The sequence below is a fragment of the Sphingobacterium sp. N143 genome, assembly GCF_030325625.1.
In the GTDB taxonomy this organism is placed as follows: Bacteria; Bacteroidota; Bacteroidia; order Sphingobacteriales; family Sphingobacteriaceae; genus Sphingobacterium.
In genome coordinates, this window is record NZ_JACAIS010000012.1 from 45,424 (window position 1) to 66,498 (window position 21,075).

The 21,075-nt window shown below is 38.7% G+C and carries 16 protein-coding genes and 3 tRNA genes; 10 read left to right on the plus strand and 9 right to left on the minus strand.

The genetic code is table 11. The annotated features are described in order from the left end of the window. Positions 1–3: 3 nt before the first annotated feature. The 4 genes from HX021_RS20165 (at position 4) to HX021_RS20180 (ending at position 5,262) form a co-directional block, all read left to right on the plus strand. Positions 4–1,374, plus strand: coding sequence for a Mur ligase domain-containing protein (locus HX021_RS20165; RefSeq protein WP_286592401.1), 1,371 nt, complete (start codon positions 4–6; stop codon positions 1,372–1,374). 65 nt (positions 1,375–1,439) lie between these two features. Next, a complete protein-coding gene (locus tag HX021_RS20170; protein WP_070566095.1) occupies positions 1,440–1,769 on the plus strand; it encodes a helix-turn-helix domain-containing protein in 330 nt (109 codons plus the stop codon). Positions 1,770–1,903: 134 nt separating this feature from the next. After that, the gene (locus HX021_RS20175; protein WP_286592406.1) at positions 1,904–3,676 is read left to right on the plus strand and encodes a peptide MFS transporter; all 1,773 of its coding nucleotides are present in this window, start codon (positions 1,904–1,906) and stop codon (positions 3,674–3,676) included. Positions 3,677–3,732: 56 nt separating this feature from the next. After that, positions 3,733–5,262, plus strand: a complete 1,530-nt coding sequence (locus tag HX021_RS20180) for a peptide MFS transporter (protein WP_286592407.1) — start codon at positions 3,733–3,735, stop codon at positions 5,260–5,262. Positions 5,263–5,694: 432 nt separating this feature from the next. Here HX021_RS20180 and HX021_RS20185 read toward each other — a convergent pair whose 3' ends face one another. Next, entirely contained in the window at positions 5,695–6,690 is a 996-nt protein-coding gene (locus tag HX021_RS20185) for an acyl-ACP desaturase (RefSeq protein WP_286592408.1), read from the minus strand. A gap of 210 nt (positions 6,691–6,900) precedes the next feature. Here HX021_RS20185 and HX021_RS20190 point away from each other — a divergent pair, with 210 nt between their 5' ends. Both HX021_RS20190 and HX021_RS20195 read left to right on the plus strand, forming a co-directional pair. Next, a complete protein-coding gene (locus tag HX021_RS20190) occupies positions 6,901–8,124 on the plus strand; it encodes a cysteine desulfurase (RefSeq protein WP_286592409.1) in 1,224 nt (407 codons plus the stop codon). Between the two features lie 10 nt (positions 8,125–8,134). Continuing rightward, complete coding sequence (locus HX021_RS20195; RefSeq protein WP_286592410.1) at positions 8,135–8,554, plus strand: SufE family protein; 420 nt, start codon at positions 8,135–8,137, stop codon at positions 8,552–8,554. 53 nt (positions 8,555–8,607) lie between these two features. On the opposite strand, the gene HX021_RS20200 is transcribed toward HX021_RS20195, so the two are convergent. The 3 genes from HX021_RS20200 to HX021_RS20210 form a co-directional block, all read right to left on the minus strand. Further along, positions 8,608–9,429 carry a VOC family protein gene (locus HX021_RS20200; RefSeq protein WP_286592411.1) on the minus strand — a complete coding sequence of 274 codons (822 nt, stop codon included), beginning with the start codon at positions 9,427–9,429 and terminating at the stop codon, positions 8,608–8,610. Positions 9,430–9,457: 28 nt separating this feature from the next. After that, entirely contained in the window at positions 9,458–10,456 is a 999-nt protein-coding gene (locus tag HX021_RS20205) for a DUF1801 domain-containing protein (RefSeq protein WP_286592412.1), read from the minus strand. A 66-nt stretch (positions 10,457–10,522) separates the two neighbouring features. Then, positions 10,523–10,978 (minus strand): SRPBCC domain-containing protein, encoded by a 456-nt coding sequence (locus HX021_RS20210; protein WP_286592413.1) that lies wholly within the window; start codon positions 10,976–10,978, stop codon positions 10,523–10,525. Between the two features lie 266 nt (positions 10,979–11,244). Between HX021_RS20210 and HX021_RS20215 the strand changes: the two genes are divergently transcribed. After that, a complete protein-coding gene (locus HX021_RS20215) occupies positions 11,245–13,170 on the plus strand; it encodes an alpha-L-fucosidase (protein ID WP_286592414.1) in 1,926 nt (641 codons plus the stop codon). A gap of 120 nt (positions 13,171–13,290) precedes the next feature. Here the strand turns inward: HX021_RS20215 and HX021_RS20220 are convergent. Both HX021_RS20220 and HX021_RS20225 read right to left on the minus strand, forming a co-directional pair. Then, positions 13,291–13,363: transfer RNA gene (locus HX021_RS20220), tRNA-Lys, on the minus strand. A 258-nt stretch (positions 13,364–13,621) separates the two neighbouring features. Then, positions 13,622–14,575 (minus strand): acetyl-CoA carboxylase carboxyltransferase subunit alpha, encoded by a 954-nt coding sequence (locus HX021_RS20225; RefSeq protein WP_286592415.1) that lies wholly within the window; start codon positions 14,573–14,575, stop codon positions 13,622–13,624. A gap of 160 nt (positions 14,576–14,735) precedes the next feature. Here HX021_RS20225 and HX021_RS20230 point away from each other — a divergent pair, with 160 nt between their 5' ends. Together HX021_RS20230 and HX021_RS20235 are read left to right on the plus strand one after the other, a co-directional pair. Continuing rightward, positions 14,736–16,925: a glucoamylase family protein gene (locus HX021_RS20230; RefSeq protein WP_286592416.1), complete on the plus strand. Its 2,190-nt coding sequence runs from the start codon at positions 14,736–14,738 to the stop codon at positions 16,923–16,925. Positions 16,926–17,019: 94 nt separating this feature from the next. Next, complete coding sequence (locus HX021_RS20235; RefSeq protein WP_286592417.1) at positions 17,020–17,541, plus strand: OmpA family protein; 522 nt, start codon at positions 17,020–17,022, stop codon at positions 17,539–17,541. Between the two features lie 231 nt (positions 17,542–17,772). On the opposite strand, the gene HX021_RS20240 is transcribed toward HX021_RS20235, so the two are convergent. The 3 genes from HX021_RS20240 to HX021_RS20250 all read right to left on the minus strand — a co-directional run bounded on the left by HX021_RS20240 (position 17,773) and on the right by HX021_RS20250 (position 18,535). Continuing rightward, a tRNA-Leu gene (locus HX021_RS20240) sits at positions 17,773–17,857 on the minus strand. Between the two features lie 5 nt (positions 17,858–17,862). Beyond that, positions 17,863–17,935 (minus strand) — tRNA-Gly (locus HX021_RS20245). A gap of 111 nt (positions 17,936–18,046) precedes the next feature. Further along, positions 18,047–18,535, minus strand: a complete 489-nt coding sequence (locus HX021_RS20250) for a regulatory protein RecX (protein WP_286592418.1) — start codon at positions 18,533–18,535, stop codon at positions 18,047–18,049. A 75-nt stretch (positions 18,536–18,610) separates the two neighbouring features. Between HX021_RS20250 and HX021_RS20255 the strand changes: the two genes are divergently transcribed. Beyond that, positions 18,611–21,052 carry a bifunctional UDP-N-acetylmuramoyl-tripeptide:D-alanyl-D-alanine ligase/alanine racemase gene (locus HX021_RS20255; RefSeq protein ID WP_286592419.1) on the plus strand — a complete coding sequence of 814 codons (2,442 nt, stop codon included), beginning with the start codon at positions 18,611–18,613 and terminating at the stop codon, positions 21,050–21,052. The last annotated feature ends 23 nt before the right edge of the window (positions 21,053–21,075 follow it).

Genomic DNA, 21,075 nt, shown 5'->3' on the forward strand with positions numbered 1-21,075 from the left:
GCTATGCGTATTCATTTTATAGCAATAGGCGGTAGTGTGATGCATAATCTTGCCATTTCATTGGCCAAGCAAGGGCATCAAGTTACTGGATCTGATGACCAGATTGTAGAACCTTCCCGGTCTCACTTGATTGAAGCGGGATTATTGCCGGATCAACTAGGATGGTTTGAAGAGCAAGTAACCGAAGATATCGATGCTGTGATATTGGGAGCGCATGCGAATGAGGATAATCCCGAATTAAAGAAGGCCCAGCATTTAGGACTGAAAATTTATTCCTTCCCCGAGTTTGTTCAAGAGCTTTCACAGGACAAAATACGCGTGGTTATCGCTGGAAGTTATGGTAAAACGACCATAACCAGTATGATCATGCATGTACTGCGTTTTTTGGGCAAAGACTTTGATTATTTAGTTGGCGCACAACTGCGCGGATTTGATAAACTTGTAGATATTACTAAGCATAATAAGATTATAATTATCGAAGGAGATGAATATGTTTCTTCTAAGATTGATTCTAAATCTAAGTTTTTGTATTATAAACCCAATATTGCTTTGATTTCGGGGATCGTATGGAATGAATACAATTCAAAGATCTCAAAAGAGGAATACATTAAACAATTTGAAGATTTTATTGATACCATCCCACCTAAAGGCACATTAATCTATAATAAAGAAGACGCTATTCTTCAAAAAGTCCTTCAAGATACCAAAGATTGTAAGATCAATAGACATGGGTACAAAATCCCCGATTATACAATTAATAAGGGGGTAACTTATCTTAACACACCTGATGAGGATGTTCCACTACAGGTCTTTGGCAAATATAACCTCTCTAATATTGCCGGAGCGTATACTGTATGCGAATGGTTAGGGATCAAAAAGAAAGATTTTTATGAAGCAATAAAGAGCTTTAATACATCTATTCGTTACCTCGAATTTGTGGCGAGTTCTGAAGGTTCTGTTGTGTATCAGGATTATGCATACAATGCAGATAAAGTAAGATCAAGTATTCACGCAGTAAAAGAACAATTTCCTAATCAGAAATTGGTGACAGTTATTGAATTAAACTCCTATGATAGTTTGGATTCATCATTTTTGTTACAATATGCTGGTTCAACGAAAGAGTCGGATATGTCTGTGGTCTATGTAAATATAAATTCATGTAAGGAACTTAATAAAGATATTGAAGGTGTGCCCAATAATATTAAAAACAGCTTTAATGATCCTGATTTAGAGGTTGTTGTAAGCTTGGATGGCCTCTATTCCTTTTTGGATGGAGTTAAATCTAGAGGTTACAATTTACTGCTTATGAGTTTAAATAATTATAATGGGGTTAACTTGTCCGTGTTGGCAGATCGGTTTTTTAGAGATTTTTAGTGAAAAAAATATAATTTAATGTAAATTAATTTTTATTTGCTATTTTTGTTTAAAATATCTACCAGATGAATGCATTAGGAAAAAAAATTAGATTACTTAGACACCAAAAGGGCTGGAGTCAAGAAGATGTGGCAAAACGATTGGATATCTCAATTCCGGCGTTTTCAAAAATTGAAACAGGAATTACAGATGTGAATCTGTCTCGCCTCAATCAGATTTCAAAATTATTCAATTTGACAGTTGTTCAATTATTGTCTACTTCTGATAGTGAAGAAGATAAAGAGTATGTCAATGAAGTGAACGCGTTGACGCAAAAATTGCAACAACGTGATGGAGAAGTTATTGAGCTTCAAAAGAAGGTCATTGATCTCTATGAACAATTGCACAAAAGATAAGGCATATTAAAATTGTTACTGAAAAGGCAACCCTTAGGGCTGCCTTTTTTTGTTTATGCAACTTTATTTTGGTCAAAAGTGATTTTGTTTTTGTTTCTTTGTAAGTATTTTATAAAAATAGAGATAGATTACTTATGGGGAGATTAAGCGGGGAGATCACTACAAGCCCGTCGAAAGATTTTTTTAAGTCCACTGTATTAGGACAGCGCTCAGGATTATTTGTGCTTTTCTTTACAGAAATGTGGGAACGATTTTCGTTCTATGGAATGCGTGTTCTATTAATACAGTTTCTGACTGCTGCGGTTATTCAGGGGAGTCCGTTTTCAGGTTGGTCCTGGACAGCCCAACAAGCGGGCGCATTATATGGTACCTATGCCATGATGCTTTACCTGACCCCAATTCTCGGTGGAATTATCGCAGATAAATATATCGGATCCCGTAAAGCCGTGATCATCGGTTCGCTAATCATGACATTGGGGCATGCTGCGATGGCTTTTGATACATCAATCATGTTTTTTCTTGGACTGATCTGCCTAGTTGTTGGAACTGGTTTTTTTAAGCCCAATATGCCATCGATTTTAGGTGAAATGTATAAGGATCTGCCAGAAAAGAAGGATGGAGCCTATACCATCTTTTATATGGGCGTAAATGCCGGTGCATTTTTTGGTATGATGCTCTGCGGTTATATTGCTGAGACCTATGGCTGGCATTGGGGATTCGGACTTGCGGGGATTTTTATGTTATTGGGGACCTTACAGTTTGTTTTTGCCAAACCGTTGATGGGGAACCTGGGGGTCTTAAATAAATCTGTGACTGAGGGACAGAAAGTCGTGGTTGAGGATACGGATACAAGAAACCCCTTTACCGTGAGAGACTATGTGTTGATCGCGATTGTTTCTATTATTGGTTTTGTGTACGCTTTCAACGACCCATTATCCAAAAATGGTATTGTCGATATATTTTCGAGCTTGGATACATCTTTTTTAAGAGGTCAATATATCATGGTAATCATAGCATTGATTCTCTTTATTTATCTTATTGTTTCTAGGATATTGCGGTATGATAAGGTCGTAAGGGATCGAATGTTTGCCGTGGTACTATTAGCTTTTTTCCTGGTATTCTTTTTTATGAGCTTTGAACAAGCCGCCACCTCACTTGTCATTGTCGCCAGGGATAATATCGACAGGACACTTACAGGTCCAGCATTGGCAACGTTCAATATTGTCAATGGCCTGTTGACAATTGTGCCACTTTCGATCATTACTTGGGTGCTGATCAGGTTGGCAAAAGTAACATGGAATAAAATTGCAATTTCAAATATCGTATTATTTATCTGTTTTGGTCTGATCTGGGCAGCGGCGTTTTGGATGTTATACCAAGAGTTCAATAAGGAAACTTCAGAGATCAAGGTATCCTGGTTTTCGATCTTAAACTCCTTTTTTATCATTGCTCTTGCCTCTTCTGTATCTAAAATTTGGGAATCTAAGTACAACCCGTCAGCAGCCTTTAAGTACGGCTTTGGCTTGATTCTGGTTGCTATCGGCTTTTTGATCATTGGTCTAGGCTCTTTTGGAATTGCTCCAGGAACAAAAATTTCGATGGTATTTTTAGTACTTACCTATTTGTTCCATACATTGGGAGAACTGTTTATCTCTCCTGTTGGCTTATCGTATGTCTCCAAGTTAGTGCCCGCACGGATGCTTGCATTTATGTTTGGGATCTGGTATTTGGCGATTGCTATTGCACAGAAGGTTGCGGCCTTGCTTGGTGGGCAAGTGGAGGCTATTCAAGAAGAACATTCGTTGAGTTACTTTTTCTTTTTGTTTACGGCTATTCCAGCTTTGGCAGGGTTATTAGTAATGCTGTTTAATCCATTGATTAAACGATTGATGCATGGAATTAAATAATAAATATATAAGCTTCTTTTTACGAAAGAAGCTTTTTTGATTAACATAAATTAAGTATGGAGGTTAGTAAACGCGAGTCATTAGAAGAGATTCAAAGTTTTCAAGGAAAGTATCCAAAGCAAATTTGGAGCCTGTTTTTTTCTGAAATGTGGGAAAGATTTTGCTTTTATGGAATGCGGGGCATGTTGGTATTCTTTATGATCACACAACTGAACTTCGCTGAGAAAGAAGCTAATTTACAGTATGGAGCTACCCAGGCATTTGTCTATGCTTTTACCTTTATTGGAGGGCTTTTCGCCGATAAGATATTGGGTTTTCGTAAATCCCTGTTTTGGGGTGGATTATTGATGATCGTCGGAAGTCTTTTTTTGGCTGCTGATCCACATCAGTATTTTTTCTTTGGTCTCTCTTTTATAATTATTGGTACGGGTTTCTTTAAGCCTAATATCTCGACAATGGTAGGAGAGCTTTATCGTGAGGGAGATAACCGTCGTGATGGCGGCTTTTCGTTGTTTTATGCAGGGATAAACTTAGGCGCATTCTTAGGCGGTTACATTTGTGTAGCAATTGGAAAAGGATATATGCTAACGTCAATTATCTCTGAAGAACACCGCTGGAATGTTGCATTTGGCCTAGCTGCGGTAGGGATGCTGATCAGTTTAATTAACTTCCATTTTACAAAAAGGCATCTTGGCCCAATCGGACTGCAACCTGGTGATCCGGAGGCTATTGTAAAAACCAAAGCATTGCCGAAATGGGTAGAATATGGGGTGTATATCTTGACATTAATCTTTATCCCGATCATACAGATCATGGTATCAAAAACCCAATATACAGATTATTTCATGTACACAATTGGTCCATTGACCCTATTGTACCTTTTTTATGAAATGTCAAAAGTAACAAAGGAGGAGCGGAACAAGCTTATTGCAGCTTTGGTTTTTATCCTGTTTTCCATCATTTTTTGGGGGATATATGAGCAGAGTGGTGGATCGCTCAGTATTTTTGCAGCCAAGCACTTAAACGATTCTTTACTTGGTGTGGTGACTCTTGACCCAAATGGTGTTAATAATTCTGGGGGGGCTTTGTTTATTATCGCGCTGGCACCATTATTTGGGCTATTCTGGATATGGCTAGCCAAACGTAAGCTCGAACCCAATACGATCATTAAGTTTGGCCTGGGCTTTGTTTTTCTAGGATTAGGGTATTATGTGCTTTTCGGCACACGTCTGTTTGCTCATGATGGAATGACTTCATTGGATATCTTTACGTTGGCCCTGTTAGTGATTACAATAGGTGAACTGTGTCTTTCTCCGATAGGCCTTTCCATTATGACAAAACTGTCCCCAGCAAGGTTACAAGGTATTATGATGGGAATGTGGTTCTTGGCAAGCGCCTATGGACAGTATGTTGCGGGTTTGATCGGTGCAAGTATGGCTGAAGCAAAAGAGGGAAGCTCATTAGCGGACAACTTAATGACTTATACAGAAAGTTATAAGCAATTGGGACTATATTCCTTAATTGCCGGAGTTGTACTTATCGCATTGTCACCTGTTGTTCGGAAATTAATGGGAAATGTAAAATAAGAATTGTTCATGATAACTTTTTGGAGTTTGACATTCTTTGTTTGCCATCAAGAAAACCGATAATGAAAGGTTGCCGCTGCTCCGATACATAATCGCATCAGCTTCGAAATGCATCCGTGATGAAAGCGTCATGCGTCCGTGGTGAGTCCGAGTTAAACACAGACTTTAGGTGGAGATAACCTGATGACATGGTGCTTTCACCTGATCTCTGGGCCGAAAAAGGGGCTTATATGCACAATAACAGAGGTGAAGAATAGCCCGATAGCGTATAATACTCGGACTCTGTTCCGAAAATAAACGTATATGTTAGGCATTCTTGCTCAGTCGTTGTTTCTGATTTCTGGACTTGATCGGAGTAATGAAAAAAACAGAATCTCGCAGCATGGGGAGCTAAATAAAAAGGCTTGATTATTTCTAATCAAGCCTTTTTATTTAGCCGTAAATCCATTTGAATTTATATTCTTTTTCAGGAACCTTCATACGGTCTGCCAGTCTTGTCAGGCGGTCAGGCAATTTTAGCAGGTAATCCCGGGCTTTTTCGCCTTTATCATTGAGTCCCGAAACTCGGTCAATTTGCCATTCATTGTTAAGTTCCTTTAAGATATCTACATAATCTAATGCTGTATAGATTCCCAAACGTTGTGCGGCATCAGAAAAATGAGCGAATGCTTCGCCCTGCGGCTCACCAGATTCCCTTAAGAACTGTGCAGGCATAACAATTTTCTTGCGCATCATATCTTCGAAAGCAATCATGACTTCACTTGGATCTACTGTCATCGCCTTGGAGATAAAGGACATATATGCTTTTGCGTGACGTGCTTCATCCGATGCAATGACACCGCACATTTTTGCCAAAAGTTTATCACCACTTTTTTTGGAAAGTCCGGCAACACGTCGGTGTGATACATTGGTTGCAAGTTCTTGAAAAGAAGTATAGATAAAATTCCGATAAGGATCTGCTCCGGTGCCAATATCAAAGCCATCTTGAATAAGATATTGTGTAGACATTTCAAATTGCCGCATATCAATCCTTCCCGACAAATAAAGATATTTATTTAATAGGTCTCCATGGCGGTTTTCTTCTGCAGTCCAGGCACGAACCCATTTCATCCATCCTCCTTGTTCATTTTTATTAACATCTTCAACCATGGTCAGCCATGATTCATAGGTTGGAAGGGCTTCTTCAGTAATCGTGTCTCCAATCAATACAGCGACCAGATCGTACGAGAGTTCCTTGGCACTTTCTTGTAAATCTCTTATTTCCTCAAAAAATGTATCCCTTGAAGCGTCCGGGAGAAAATCAGCAGGTTGCCACATTTCTTCTACAGGCTTCAGGTATTCGCTCATTTCATTTAACATGAACGGTTCCAAGTAGGCCATCACTTCTTTACGTGACCCTTCTGGTAAATTTAGAGGTAATTCTTGCATATCCTTACAAAGGTAATTAAATAGCATCAATAAATTATAAAAGCAGAATATAATTGTGTAAAATGGCAAAAATGGGTTTAACTACCTCATTGAGCTGGATATAAGCCTGGGACAGCGTAACAACAGCATCCGATAATGACATAAAAAACAGATTGAACATCCTGTATTCGGTAAAATACTATTAACTTTGTATAAATTATTTAGACGACTTTGGAGAAATATAATATAGATAAAATACGTGCAGATTTTCCGATCCTGAAAAGAGAGGTAAATGGCAAGCCTTTGGTATATCTGGACAATGGCGCTACAACGCAAAAACCAGCTACAGTGATTCGCTCAATTGCACATTATTATACAGATATGAATAGTAATGTACATCGTGGGGTTCACTATTTGAGTCAGATATCTACCGATGCTTTTGAAATAACACGAAAGAAACTTCAAGCCTTTATCAATTCACCGGAAGATAAACAGGTAATCATTACGAAGGGAACCACCGATAGCATTAATTTGGTAGCCACATGTTATGGAAGGGCTTTTATTCACGAAGGGGATGAGATTATTATTTCTGCGATGGAGCACCATTCCAATATCGTGCCTTGGCAAATGCTTTGCGATGAAAAGGGTTGTAAAATCCGTGTTATCCCGATGAATGATAAAGGCGAGCTGGATATGGATGCATATCGTGCTTTATTCAATAATAAGACAAAACTGGTTGCTGTAACCTACGTTTCCAATGCATTGGGTACAATTAATCCGGTGAAGGAAATGATTTCAATAGCACATGAGCATGGAGCAGTTGTATTAGTGGATGCAGCGCAGGCCATTCAGCATATTCAAGTTGATGTACAGGACCTGGATGTTGACTTTTTAGCTTTTTCAGGACATAAAATGTACGGGCCTACCGGTGTGGGCGTGTTATATGGTAAAGAAGAGTTATTGAATATGATGCCTCCTTATCAAGGGGGAGGTGATATGATTAAAGAGGTAACATTCGAAAAAACAACATACAACGAGCTGCCGTTCAAATTTGAGGCCGGGACACCTAATATCGAGGCCGGAATATGCCTCAATGAAGCCATAGATTATATCAATTCTATAGGTCTAAAGAATATTGAATCCTATGAACATGAACTGCTGGTGTATGCGCATGAAAAATTAGCTCAGATCCCAGGAATGAGATTTATAGGTACAGCAGCGCAAAAAAGCTCGGTAATTTCATTTATCATAGCGGGAACACATCCTTATGACGTTGGTGTAATTTTGGATAAATTGGGAATAGCTGTTCGTACAGGTCACCACTGTGCACAACCTGTAATGGACCGGTTTGGTATCCCTGGAACAATCCGGGCTTCACTTGCGCTTTATAACACAAAAGAAGAAATAGATATTTTGGTGGCAGGTATACAACGTGCTGTCAATATGTTAGTTTAATGAAAATAGTATGACTATTAACGAGATACAAGACGAATTAATCGAAGACTTTGCTTTCTATACCGATTGGATGGAGAAGTATGAATATATTATCCAGCTCGGGAAAGAAGTACCTTTGATTGATGAGCAATATAAAACCGAGGAATATATTATCAAAGGATGCCAATCCAAGGTTTGGTTATATCCGGAGGTGAAGGATGGAAAAGTATATTTTACTGCAGATAGTGATGCCATTATCACCAAAGGTCTGGTAAGTCTTATGGTAAAAGTGCTATCTGGACATACCGCAAAAGAAATTATGGATGCTGATCTGTACTTTATAGACCAGATCGGTTTAAAAGAACATCTGTCACCCACACGGGCAAATGGCTTGTTGTCAATGATTAAGCAGATGAAGTTATACGCATTGGCCCTTCAGGTAAATGCTTAAAAAAGGGATGATCATCATCCCTTTTTTTATTTTATTCAGAAGATGTTGCTGTTTTACCCCAAGAGATCTTTGATAATAATTTTCTTCATATTCATCAAAGCTTCACCAGCGCCCGGACGCTGAAGGTAGTCTGCAATTTGTTCAGGAACAATTTGCCAGCTAACACCAAATTCGTCTTTGCACCAACCACATCTGCTCTCTTCCCCCTGTTGGGTAATGGCATTCCAGTAATAATCAATTTCCTCTTGATCTTTACAGAGGATAGTCAATGATATTCCCTCGTTGAATGTAAAATCTTGTTTGACACCACTATCCATAGCCATCAATGTAACACCATTGATGACAAATTGTGTATGTTGAATTGATCCTTTAAATTCACCTTCTGTGTAGCGCAGCATACCATTGCTGCGGAAATCTTTAAATACATTTTCGTAAAAGTGAAGGGCCGCTTCACATTTTCCTTGCTGCTGACCACAGTACATCAGTGTAGGCACAATAGCTTGTTGGTTGGTGTCGTCCACCTTGCCCTGATACAGCTGCCAATTGACTCCATACTTGTCCGCTACCCAACCATAGTATGGGCTCCACGGATAATTATCTAATGCCATGAGTACATTCCCTTCTTTTGAAAATGCAGTCCAGATATGGTCCACTTCTTCTTTTGATTCACAAATCACCATAAAAGATATGGAAGGGTTAGGTTTAAACATCGGCCCGCCATTGATACCTATAAATTTGATGCCATTCAAGACTGCTTCAACAACGATTGCCGAGTCGCTGCTAATTTTGCTGTTGGAAAAAGTATCAGAGTACAGATTGAAGGCCTCTTTGGCATTTTGATCAAACCAAATGGATGGTATAATTGAATTTTCCATGTTTGTCTAGTTTATAATATCTAAAAAATTATCTTTTATATTGGTCATTCAATCCCTTTTTGGCCATAATCATAGGTTTGATTTTCGTCAGTCGGGACTGTTTGGTTTTTTCTTGCTTTGCATCATCAATATATTCAATATATTCCTTTTGTTTTCCCAGACTGAGTGCATGAAAATGCTCCTGTAATAGCTTGTCAGATTCCAATGCCGACAGCAGTATCCCTGATGGAACTTTAGCCTCACTCTTTGTTGGCTTAAGCCCCTTGCCGTCATCTATCGTTTGAATGGATTCTAGAATATAGGCTTTGATTCTAGCGCTATCCATTTCACGGACATGATTAAAACGCCATTGTCGCAGTGCCTTCGTTTTGCCTTCTGAAGCACTGACCAGGACTTGATCTTTGTCGGCTAGAAATACTCCATTATAAAACCATAGTGAAAAAAAATGTTTGAAGCCTCCCCAGCCAATAACGTTTTTACCCTTATGTGTGTAAATATAACTTCCCCATTTAAACTCTTTTTTCAATGAAGTTTGCTGTATCACCTGCTGCATCAACTCTTCGGCCTCTTGCCAGTTTCCTCGGTTTTGATGCCAATTGGGGGCCTGTTTGTTTTTGAGTTGCTCTATATTGAAGATCACGATATCATGAATTAACTTTTTTGGGATTGGTTGATCTAAAGGAATCTGTATTGCTCCTTTAGACGTTTTGAATTCTTTCAATTGTGCTGCAAAATGCTCAATAGCTTGGGGGCCTGGGTATAAACCGAGATGTTGCTTGTTCATTGCAAAATGGATCAAGTTTCCATTATAGCGAAATGTTGGCATCTGGTAGGAAATTGTTTCTGTTACCGAAGAAGGTGCTGTTTCGGCAATGAGTTTTCTGACCTGAATAAGGTAATTTTTCTTGTCCCCCTCAAATTGATTGATATATTCATCAATGGTTGAAATGCTATTGGTCATGGTTTGGATGTTAATCTTAATGCGGGTATATTTCGTTTCTAAAAATTGGATGGTATATTGCATCATTGCAATTGGTAAGACACCTTATGTAGTTTGAACCATATTTTAGTTCGGATCCATATTTCACGCGAATCAGGATTGCGGAAACATAAAGTCGAAAGCGCCAGTTCTGAGATTAATGTCATATTCAAGGTATGCCTTCATACAGGCTAAGAAATTTGCCCAGCCCTCAGTCTGACGCATCATGGTCAAAATACCATCTTGGTCATTGTTCATTTCATGTTCCGTAATTTTGACAATTGTTGAATTTGTTCCATATGTGGACAAGTTGATTTCGACGAGCTGATCCGCTATCCCACCACTCCAATCAAAGGAAATATACGTATGGTTATGGATTGTTTTTCCGGTTACGGGAAAACTGTCCGGGAATTCTGGAAAAGTCCATTCAACAGTTTTTCCTGTCTCTAGGCGTCCCGTGGAAGCTTTGATAAAATAATGATTCATTTTATTGGGATCTACTATAGCTTCAAAAACTTCTTCAATGGGTTTTTGAATTTGAATACTTGCTTTGGCAGTTAGTTTTTCCATGTTTTTTATCTTAAGACCGATTTTATACTAAATTAGATAGTTTATATTTTTAATGATATTATAATTAAAAACACGCAATGGACGAATAGGTTTTTCTGTTTTTTTGCTGGGGTCATTATTTCCTCTTAAACGAACAGAAATTACACTTCAATAGCTGCTTTTTTGGTTATTTTTGACTTAAATAACAAATACTTTTACACAGAACTGGCTGTAATTCCCTAATCATGTTAGTTCAAATGAACAAAGTAATTGAAATAGCTGAATTTATGATAAAAATTAAAAATATCCTCGCCTTAATATTTTCCACCTGTACGTTGGTCTCTATTGCACAGATACAGCATGCCAATCGGGGAAATGAGGCAAGAGATATGTTCAATGACCCTACGACAAGGGACCAAGAAGCCATTTCAGCAGCAGAAAATGGATGGTGGAGGCAATCTCTTGCAGGACAGGACCAACGAATCAAAAAATGGAAGGAAGCCACATTTGGCATGTTTGTTCATTGGGGAGTTTATGCGCAGTATGGAAATATTTGGAAGGGAAAACCCGGCGGAGGGTATGCTGAGCATTTGATGCGGGTAATGCAAATTCCACGTGCGGAATATCTGGACTCTGCGAAACGGTTCAATCCAAAAAAATTTGATGCTGAAGAATGGGTATTATTGGCGAAGAATGCGGGTATGAAATATTTTATTATTACGGCCAAGCACCATGATGGATTCGCAATATATCCATCTCAATATGCAAGCAATTATTCCTTGAAAAGTACCGCATTTAAAAGGGATCCATTAGCAGATCTTGCAGTGGCCTGTCGTAAGCATGGTCTGCTGTTTGGGTTTTATTATTCACATGCTTTTGATTGGGAACATCCTGATGCCCCCGGGAATGACTGGGATTATCATAATCCGGGCGGGGATAAATTATTGGGCGGGGCAGATTGGTTTGATAACCATCCCGAATGGTTACCGAAAGCTAAACGTTATGTTGATGAAAAAGCTATTCCACAGATCAAGGAACTCATTCATAGTTATCATCCGGATCTCTTGTGGTTTGATACACCGCATAAGCTTCCTTTATCCGAGAACCTTAGGATTTTAAAAGCTATTCGGGATACTGATCCTAATATTGTGGTCAACGGACGTTTGGCACGTACAGGAAATCAAAATTACGGCGATTACTTGAATACGGCCGACAGGCCCGAGGAATTTTATCCTGTTCCAGCCGGAGCTTATTGGGAAGCCATTCCGACCACCAATGATTCTTATGGGTTTTCTGTGACCGATAAGAATCACAAACCCACGGCACATTTTATTCAGCTTTTAGCAAAAGCAACGGCAATGGGAGGGAATATTCTGATGAATATCGGACCTAAAGGTGACGGAAGTATTGATGGACCAGATGTGGAAATTCTAAAAGGAATAGCGGAATGGATGAAATCAAATAAGGAAAGTGTGATCGATGTGTCCCCTTCTCCTTTAGGCCGTCAACAATGGGGAGTTGTTACTAAAAGAGAACATACTCTTTATCTACATTTATTTAAAAAGCCCAAGGATAAGCAGCTGATAGTTGGCGGCCTGACAGCAGATGTTAAATCTATTTCTTTATTATCTTCTGGTAAAAGGATTGAAACGTATAGTTTAGATTCGATCGGACTCCATATTTCAATGGATCAAATGAAAGATAATATGGCTGATGAAGTAATTGTTGTTCAATTGAATCAGGAATTAAAGGCTCCTGCAGTTGATGATTTGATTTATGTAGACAGTGCTATTGCAAAAAATAGACTGTTATCGTTCTATGCAAGACAACAGGGGCCATCCATGAGATTCGGAGATGGTAAAAAGGATCGCTATTATGTCTCGGATTGGGTCAGTACGGATCAGTATCTTACATGGCATGTGAATGTATTACAGCCTGCCCGGTTTGAAGTCGCCGTAAGGTATGTAAAGGATAAAGTGGGAACCGGAGGAGATATGTTCTTGAAGATTGGAAAAAGAAAAATCGATTTCACGATCGAAGCGGGTTCCCCCAAGAATACAGGTGCCAATGAACTTGTATTGGGGGAAGTGGACTTATCCGAAGGAAGTCAAACGATAGAATTACGGGCGAAAAATATAAATGGGGGCGAAACAGTGAAATTTTTGGAAGTTGTTTTAACTCGGTCGGAGCATCTTCCTAAAGAACGCCAATAATCAAATGTACTTAAATGTAGCTTATAGCGTCTCCCTAGGATCAAATTCGGCCGGGGCTTCTTTCGAATCCTGATACCGTTAAACAAAGAAAAGCTAATCGGAAGATTAGCTTTTCTTTTGTGATCCCGCTGGGATTCGAACCCAGGACCCATACATTAAAAGTGTATTGCTCTACCAGCTGAGCTACGGAATCCTTTCTGTTTTTGAAAGTGATGCAAAGGTATGAAAATACCGTAACGAATGCAAATGTTTTTTTTCTTTTATGCCGTTAATCTGTAATGGTCTATATTATAGTGGTTTATTTTTTTTATTGTGTGATCATGGAGCAAGAAAAGTGATACAATGATCGAATAGGCCGATGACATGAAATCAGCACCTTTTTATGACGGGTACATAAAAAAAGTCGGCATTAATTGCCGACTTTATATTTTGGAATAGATAGGATTAAAATTTATTCTGTCACAACGCCCATGTTGCTGAATTTGTCAATCCTTTCTTTAATTAATGTATCACTATCTTTTGTGGTCAGCTCAGCGATATCTTTTAACAATTGGCTCTTAAGATTATTGGCCGCTGCTGTAGGATCTTGATGTGCCCCGCCTAATGGTTCCGGAATAATACCATCTATTAGCCCGTTGCCAAGCATGTCGTGCGCTGTTAACTTCAATGCTTCGGCAGCCTTTTCTTTATGATCCCAGCTTCTCCATAAAATTGAGGAGCAAGATTCAGGTGAAATAACTGAATACCATGTGTGCTCCATCATATAAACCCGGTTTCCAACTCCAATACCCAAGGCACCTCCAGAGGCTCCCTCACCAATTACAACACAAATAATAGGAATCTTAAGTACTGCCATTTCCATTAAATTACGTGCAATTGCTTCTCCTTGCCCACGTTCTTCAGCCTCTAATCCAGGATAAGCACCCATGGTGTCGATCAAAGTAATGACAGGCTTATTGAATTTCTCTGCCATTTTCATCAATCGTAATGCTTTCCGGTATCCTTCAGGATTGGCCATGCCAAAATTATGATATTGGCGTTCTTTGGTATTTTTACCCTTTTGATGTCCAATGATCATAACTGGATTGCCATCAATAGAGGCCATGCCACCTACAATCGCCTTGTCATCTTTTACGGTACGGTCGCCATGTAATTCAATAAACTCGTCACAGATGGCCTCGATATAATCATAGGTCTGTGGACGATCCGGATGGCGCGACATCTGTACATTCTGCCAACCAGTTAAATTGCCATATATCTCTTTTTCTGTAGAAGCAAGTTTTTCCTCAAGCTCACGCACGGTTGCACTCATGTCGACTTGCGTCTTTTCAGCAACCTGTGTTACCTTTTCAATCTGCAATTGCAAATCAGCAATTGGCTTTTCAAAATCAAACGTAGTTTTCATATATCAATTTTATGAAAATAATCAGAGGGCTAATTTAGCGCATTTTTTCCGAAATTAAAATTGGAGAACGCAATATCATTGGAAATCCTTTGTTACATTTGTGATATAATAGAGGGGATGGCTTAGTTTTTGATTATAGGCCAGTGAAAAATGTTGTCTTATGCTAAAAAAATATTTTTATTTTCTTTTCCTGCTGATTTTACCATTGTTTGTTCGATCGGAAAGCTATCCCGAAGTGCTGTTTGACAATAGCATTATCAATGGAAGTTATGCCAAGAGTATGACCAATTATACAGGAGAATCTTGGATACAGAGTGTGAGCCAAAGCCTGCCCGTTTCAGATAGCTTATTTTTTACGCCTGGAAATTCGCTTTCGCTACGTTATGTATCGTCGCCAAATGGTAAATGGGAAGCCAGTATAATGAACGATAAACAAAAGTTCCAGTATATGATCTCGAAAGATGATCATTTGACTTTCAAGTTGTTTGTTCAGAGTAATACGGATAAAACTCAATTACCTCGGGTAGCTTTACAACAAAATGAGATGCGAACCAGCCTCTTGGATATTGGTAGTTTTATTGATGATTTCGCTTTTGATACTTGGTTGAATGTGTCTATTCCAGTCGCTAAATTTGAAGGCATTGAAATTGGAAAAGCTGTATCTGCTTTACTTTTGGAACAAAACGGCACCTCAGCGATGACGCATCAACTGTTTATTGATCAAATCGAGTTTTTGCCCAGAAATTTTCCAAAAGTAAAACTCTCATCTGCGGCTATTTTATCTAAACTCAGTTCGGTGGATAAACAAGTAGAGCTTGTTTGGCAGCTCCCGTTGACACCTAGTATACGTTACGTCAAGATTTATAGGTCGGAGGACAAAGTGAATTTTCAACCAATAGCGATTTTGCCAATCTATATGCAAAAGTGTCTGAATAAGGTGAATGAATATAATAAAACTTATTACTATAAAATAGCGTGGGTTGATTATAATTATGTCGAGTCACCTTTTTCTGATGTTCAGGAAATACAGACAAAAAAAGGTACTGATGCAGAGATGCTGGGATTTATTCGTGATGCCCATGTAAACTACTTTATTGATAATTATGATGTAAATAGTGGAATGTTTCTTCCTGACAGAGGAAATAGACAGGCCATTGTTTCAACAAATGAAACGGGTTATGCTATACTGGGACTGCTTGTTGCCGGTGAACATAAGTTGATATCCAGACAGGCCTTATTGTCAAGATTGACTCGCATGGTGAAGTTTCTTGAAACAGCACAAAATCATCGTGGAGTTTTTACAACTTTTTATGATGGAAGGTTAGGAGTGCCTTATTATAGGGATTCAATACCGACATATGATATCAGGGGGACCTCGCATTTGATGGAGTCCTTGTTGGTAGCACGGGAATATTTTTCAAAAGATGATTCTCAAGAGCAGCTTCTGCGGGAAAACATCACTAAATTATGGGAACGCATAGATTGGCCTTATTTTACGGGCGCCAATAATACAGATGTTCTTTGGGATAAATGGTCGCCGATAGACAGCACAGCACGGTCAAGACCTTTGGGTGGTTTTAATGAGAGTTTGAGTGCCTACATATTGGCGATGTCTTCACCCACTCATCCCTTGGCAGCGTCAGCCTATATGAATGGATTTGCAACAAAGCATATAGACGCAGGATATTTCCCTGATGATTCCAATGATTTAGCCACTGAAATAAAAATGAAATTGAGGGATTCTCTAGCACAGTCCATCAGTCTAAACCCATTAATAGGAGGGACTGAGGAAGGAAACCCCGCAGTGTCTATCTATGCTGATGATAAGGTGATTTTTGCCAAAAATATTGCCGGCGGTAATTTGGCTGAGTCATTAGTGTCAGTGTATAGACCATTTCTTCTGATGAACCCAAGTGGAAAAGTTGATGATTTTGTGGATTATCAGAAATATTTAAAGGATTATATACTTGCTTATAAAAGAAGAGATAATGAATTGAACATTGGCACAAGGTTTACCGATATTTGGGGTGTGGAAAGGACTGATAGTACCCATCAAAGATATTTGGTCAATCCTGCAATTTCAATTGCTTCCTATCCATTCGAAAAAGAGATTGGGTTGAAAGCATTGCGTAAATTTTATGAAGAATATGCTGATGTGCTATTTACGCAATATGGATTTCGGGCATGGATCGATATTCGAAATAATGATGTCTCAGAAAGTTATCGTGCCAGAAATCAGGCGACAATAGCAATCATGCTTGAAAATGCCAATTCAGGGATGATATGGAAGTTATATGAACAGATTCCAGAGATAAAAAAGACCTTAGCGACAGTCTATTTGAAGAAATAGATTTGTTACGATAGATGTGGTTGAAAGCGCTATTTTCTGGACTTTTTTCATTATATTTACACAGCTTAAATCGATATTAAATACGTTAAAAACGATGCTTAGAAAAATTAATTGGGGAATATTAGCCTTATGTGCAAGTTTATCGTTATTTTCCTGTAAGCAGCAGGCTATTGTGGTCAATCCAGGGGCTGTTGTGACCAAGGACGGTACCGATGACGGTCTGAAAAATGTGAAAAAGGAATTTAATGATGCTAAAAGGACAGATGAAGGGATTAAATTTAGTATTTCATCGGATTTGTTGTTTCCAACAAATTCTTCCTATCTATCTGACAAGGCAAAAACTGAAGTAAGTAAGCTTGCCCTCATTTTAAAAGAAAACAATAATAAGATTAAAGTTGACGGGTATACAGATGCGACAGGTACGGAAGAGTATAACCAGTGGCTTTCTGATAAACGTGCTGCATCGGTCAAGAAATTCTTGGTGGATTCTGGTGTAGCAGAAGCACGGATTAAAGCAAAAGGATATGGCCAATCGAATCCTGTGGGAGATAATAAGACTCCGGAAGGACGACAAAAAAATAGAAGGGTAGAGGTGACCATTTTAGATAAGAAATAAAGCCTTTTTGGTGTTATGCATAGAAAAAAGCGAGATATTATTCAATATCTCGCTTTTTTTATAGACTAAAGCCTGTGCTCCAAAGTTCGATAGTGCTTCAATTTTATGGTTTATTGTAGTATAAGCTGGCTATGCTATAACTTATTACTTTAAGTCTAATCTATAGTAAATTGCTTTATATGTAGGTATCAACAAAAAAGCCTCACTATATGAATAGTGAGGCTTTTTTTGTACCTAGGGCGGGAATCGAACCCGCACTCCCTTAACGGGAACAGGATTTTAAGTCCTGCGTGTCTACCAGTTCCACCACCTAGGCAGGTGAGCGAAAAACGAGATTCGAACTCGCGACCCCAACCTTGGCAAGGTTGTGCTCTACCAACTGAGCTATTTTCGCATGGAATTTTATTTCAACTTTAAAAAGAACCTTGCGTTCCTTTTTGGTGATGCAAATATAGAGCGAAAATTCAATATTGCAAAATATTTGTTTACTTTATTTTATTGTTTTCTATAACTCCTTTGAATTCAGTATAGAAAAAATAAGATCGCTTTCAAATCCGCGGGATAGCGCAAACTGATAAACTTTATTTTTGACGATATAAGGTGTTTGGCCATTGATTTCATGGATTTTTTTATCGATAATATTCGCTAAGACGGTTTCATACTCATCGGTGTCAATTTGTCGAAATGCAATTTTTATCAATTGTTCAGAAACTCTTTTCGCCTTTAATGCCTGTTTAATCTTAATTTTTCCCCAACCTTTCATCCGAAGCTTACCTTGGCTATAAGCAACGGCGAAGCGTTCTTCGTTTAAAAAGTTTTCCGTGATCAAATTTGCGATAATATTCTCCACATCTTCCTCATGAAGTCCCCAGCCATAGAGTTTGTCCCTTACTTCTTGTTGTGCCCTTTCTTGATAGGCACAGTAGTTCTCGGCTTTTAATTGCGCCTGACGAGGAGTAAGGGATTTGCTGTTCTTTTTTTCTTCTTCAAACATATTGTCAAAATTTCAAAAATAATATGAAATAATTAAAAAAATGTTCAGTTTTGATCCAATCAAAACATCAGGAGAATGTACAAAATATCGGAAATCGTTCAGATTTTACATCCTAATCGCTCATTTATCACGGATCCAGATTCTTTAATTCAGCATTTATTTTACGATAGCCGGAAAATTGTCCAAGCAGATAATGGTGTATTTTTTGCCTTGCAGATGAGTAGGGACGGGCATCGTTATATAGAAGAAGCATACAATAAAGGCGTGAGAAACTTTATATTGCAAATTGATGAAGGGCAGGAACACGTATTCTCGGATGCTAATCTTATTTGGGTATCCAATAGTCTTGAAGCCATGCAGATACTGGCAGCATTTCATAGGCAAAAATTTAATTACCCAATTATAGGGATCACAGGAAGTAACGGTAAGACCATTGTAAAAGAATGGCTGTATCAGCTGATGTCGCCAGAATATAAGATCTATCGAAGCCCTAAAAGTTATAATTCACAATTGGGGGTGGCCCTCTCGTTATGGGGCTTGTCCGATCAGTATAATCTTGCGATTATTGAAGCTGGGATCTCAGCGCGTGGAGAGATGCTGCGGTTGGAGAATATGATAAAACCAACCATTGGGGTATTGACTAATATAGGTGTGGCACATAAGACTGGTTTTGAATCAAAAGAAGAAAAGATATACGAAAAAATAAATCTTTTCAGTGATGTTGAAACGATGATCTTTCCCGATCATTACCTGGTAAATATCCAATTGCCATATAGGCCCAGGAAGTTTTCCTGGGGATATGAGGAAGGTCTCCCACTAGAAGTCTATTCTATCAAGAAAGTTAATGAAAAGTGCTCAGTGGCAACATTATTCTATGGTGGGCGGACGTTTGCGGTAGAAATACCTTTCGTTGATAAAGGGAATGTAGAAAATGCAATCAACTGCGTTGCAGTGATGTTAAGATTTGGTTACGAAAGTGACGTGATCGCTTCTCGAATCAAGGAATTGCAACCAATGGCCATGCGGCTTGAGCTAAAGAAAGGAAAAAAGAACAGTTCAGTTATCGACGATTCCTATAGTAACGATTTGGATGCTCTGCAAATTGCTCTGGAATTTTTGAATCAACAGGGACAGCACGCGCGAAAGATATTGATCTTGTCTGATATATCGGGGGTCAGTGTCAGTGATGAAAAAAGTCTGTCCAAATTAAAGAAATTACTTGCAGAATCTCATTTAGACAAATTGATATTGATCGGAGAGGTTCTCCCACAGATTGCCGACCAGTTTAATATTCCTACCCTATCTTATACGGACACCTCTGCATTTTTAAAAGATATTAGATCTGTTCATTTTGACGATTCTACAATTTTATTAAAAGGAGGGAGAGAATTTCATTTTGAACGGATCAGCAGATTGCTAGTCGCAAAATCGCATGATACAGTTCTTGAGATTAATTTAAATGCACTGGAGAATAATTTGAATGTTTACCGTCAATTGGTTCCTAAGCACGTTAAATTGATGACGATGGTAAAAGCGTTCTCCTATGGCAGTGGAAACGTTGAAATCGCAAATCTTCTTCAATTTAATCGGGTTGATTATCTGACAGTTGCATTTGCAGATGAAGGTGTGGATCTCAGAGGTATGGGAATAACATTACCCATTGTCGTGATGAGCCCTGATGAGAATACTTTTGAATCAATCGTCCAGCATGATCTTGAACCCGAGATTTATAGTTTTAGGATACTGCATGCTTTTTTGAATTTTTTAAAAGGGAAAGGTATTTCATCATTTCCGATTCATATTAAGATAGATACTGGAATGCATCGTCTTGGATTTATGCCTGATGAAGTGGATCAGCTAGTCTCTATATTAAATACAGATTCCATCCTTCAGGTAAAATCAGCATTTTCCCATTTGGCATCAGCAGGAAATGAAAAAGACAACGATTTTACGCAAAGACAAATTGATCTTTTGGATCAATTTACGAAACGACTGGAAGCGGGATTAGGCTATTCATTTCTCCGTCATATTGCAGCAACTTCAGGCATAGAATTATGGCCCCAAGCCTATTTTGATATGGTTCGATTAGGGATCGGCCTATATGGGATTGATATTGAAAGGCACGACCTGCCTATCCGGGAAGTCAGTACATTGAAGACAAATGTAACTCAGATAAAATACCTTTCTGCTACCGAGACCGTAGGGTATAATCGGCACGGGGTTTTGCACCGGGACAGCAAAGTGGCAACGATCAAGATCGGTTATGCTGATGGTTATGATCGACGCTTTGGGAACGGAGTAGGGAAGATGATGGTCAACGGTTATCTTGTTCAAACGATTGGTGATATCTGTATGGATATGTGTATGCTGGATGTTACTGACATCGAGGTTGGAGAGGAAGATGAAGTGATTGTGTATCCCGATATCAAGCAAGCTGCAAAATCTATTGGAACTATTCCTTATGAGTTGCTGACAAGTATCTCACAGCGTGTAAAAAGAGTGTATTTTTATGAATAGTAAAGGATATTCTGCATTTTTGT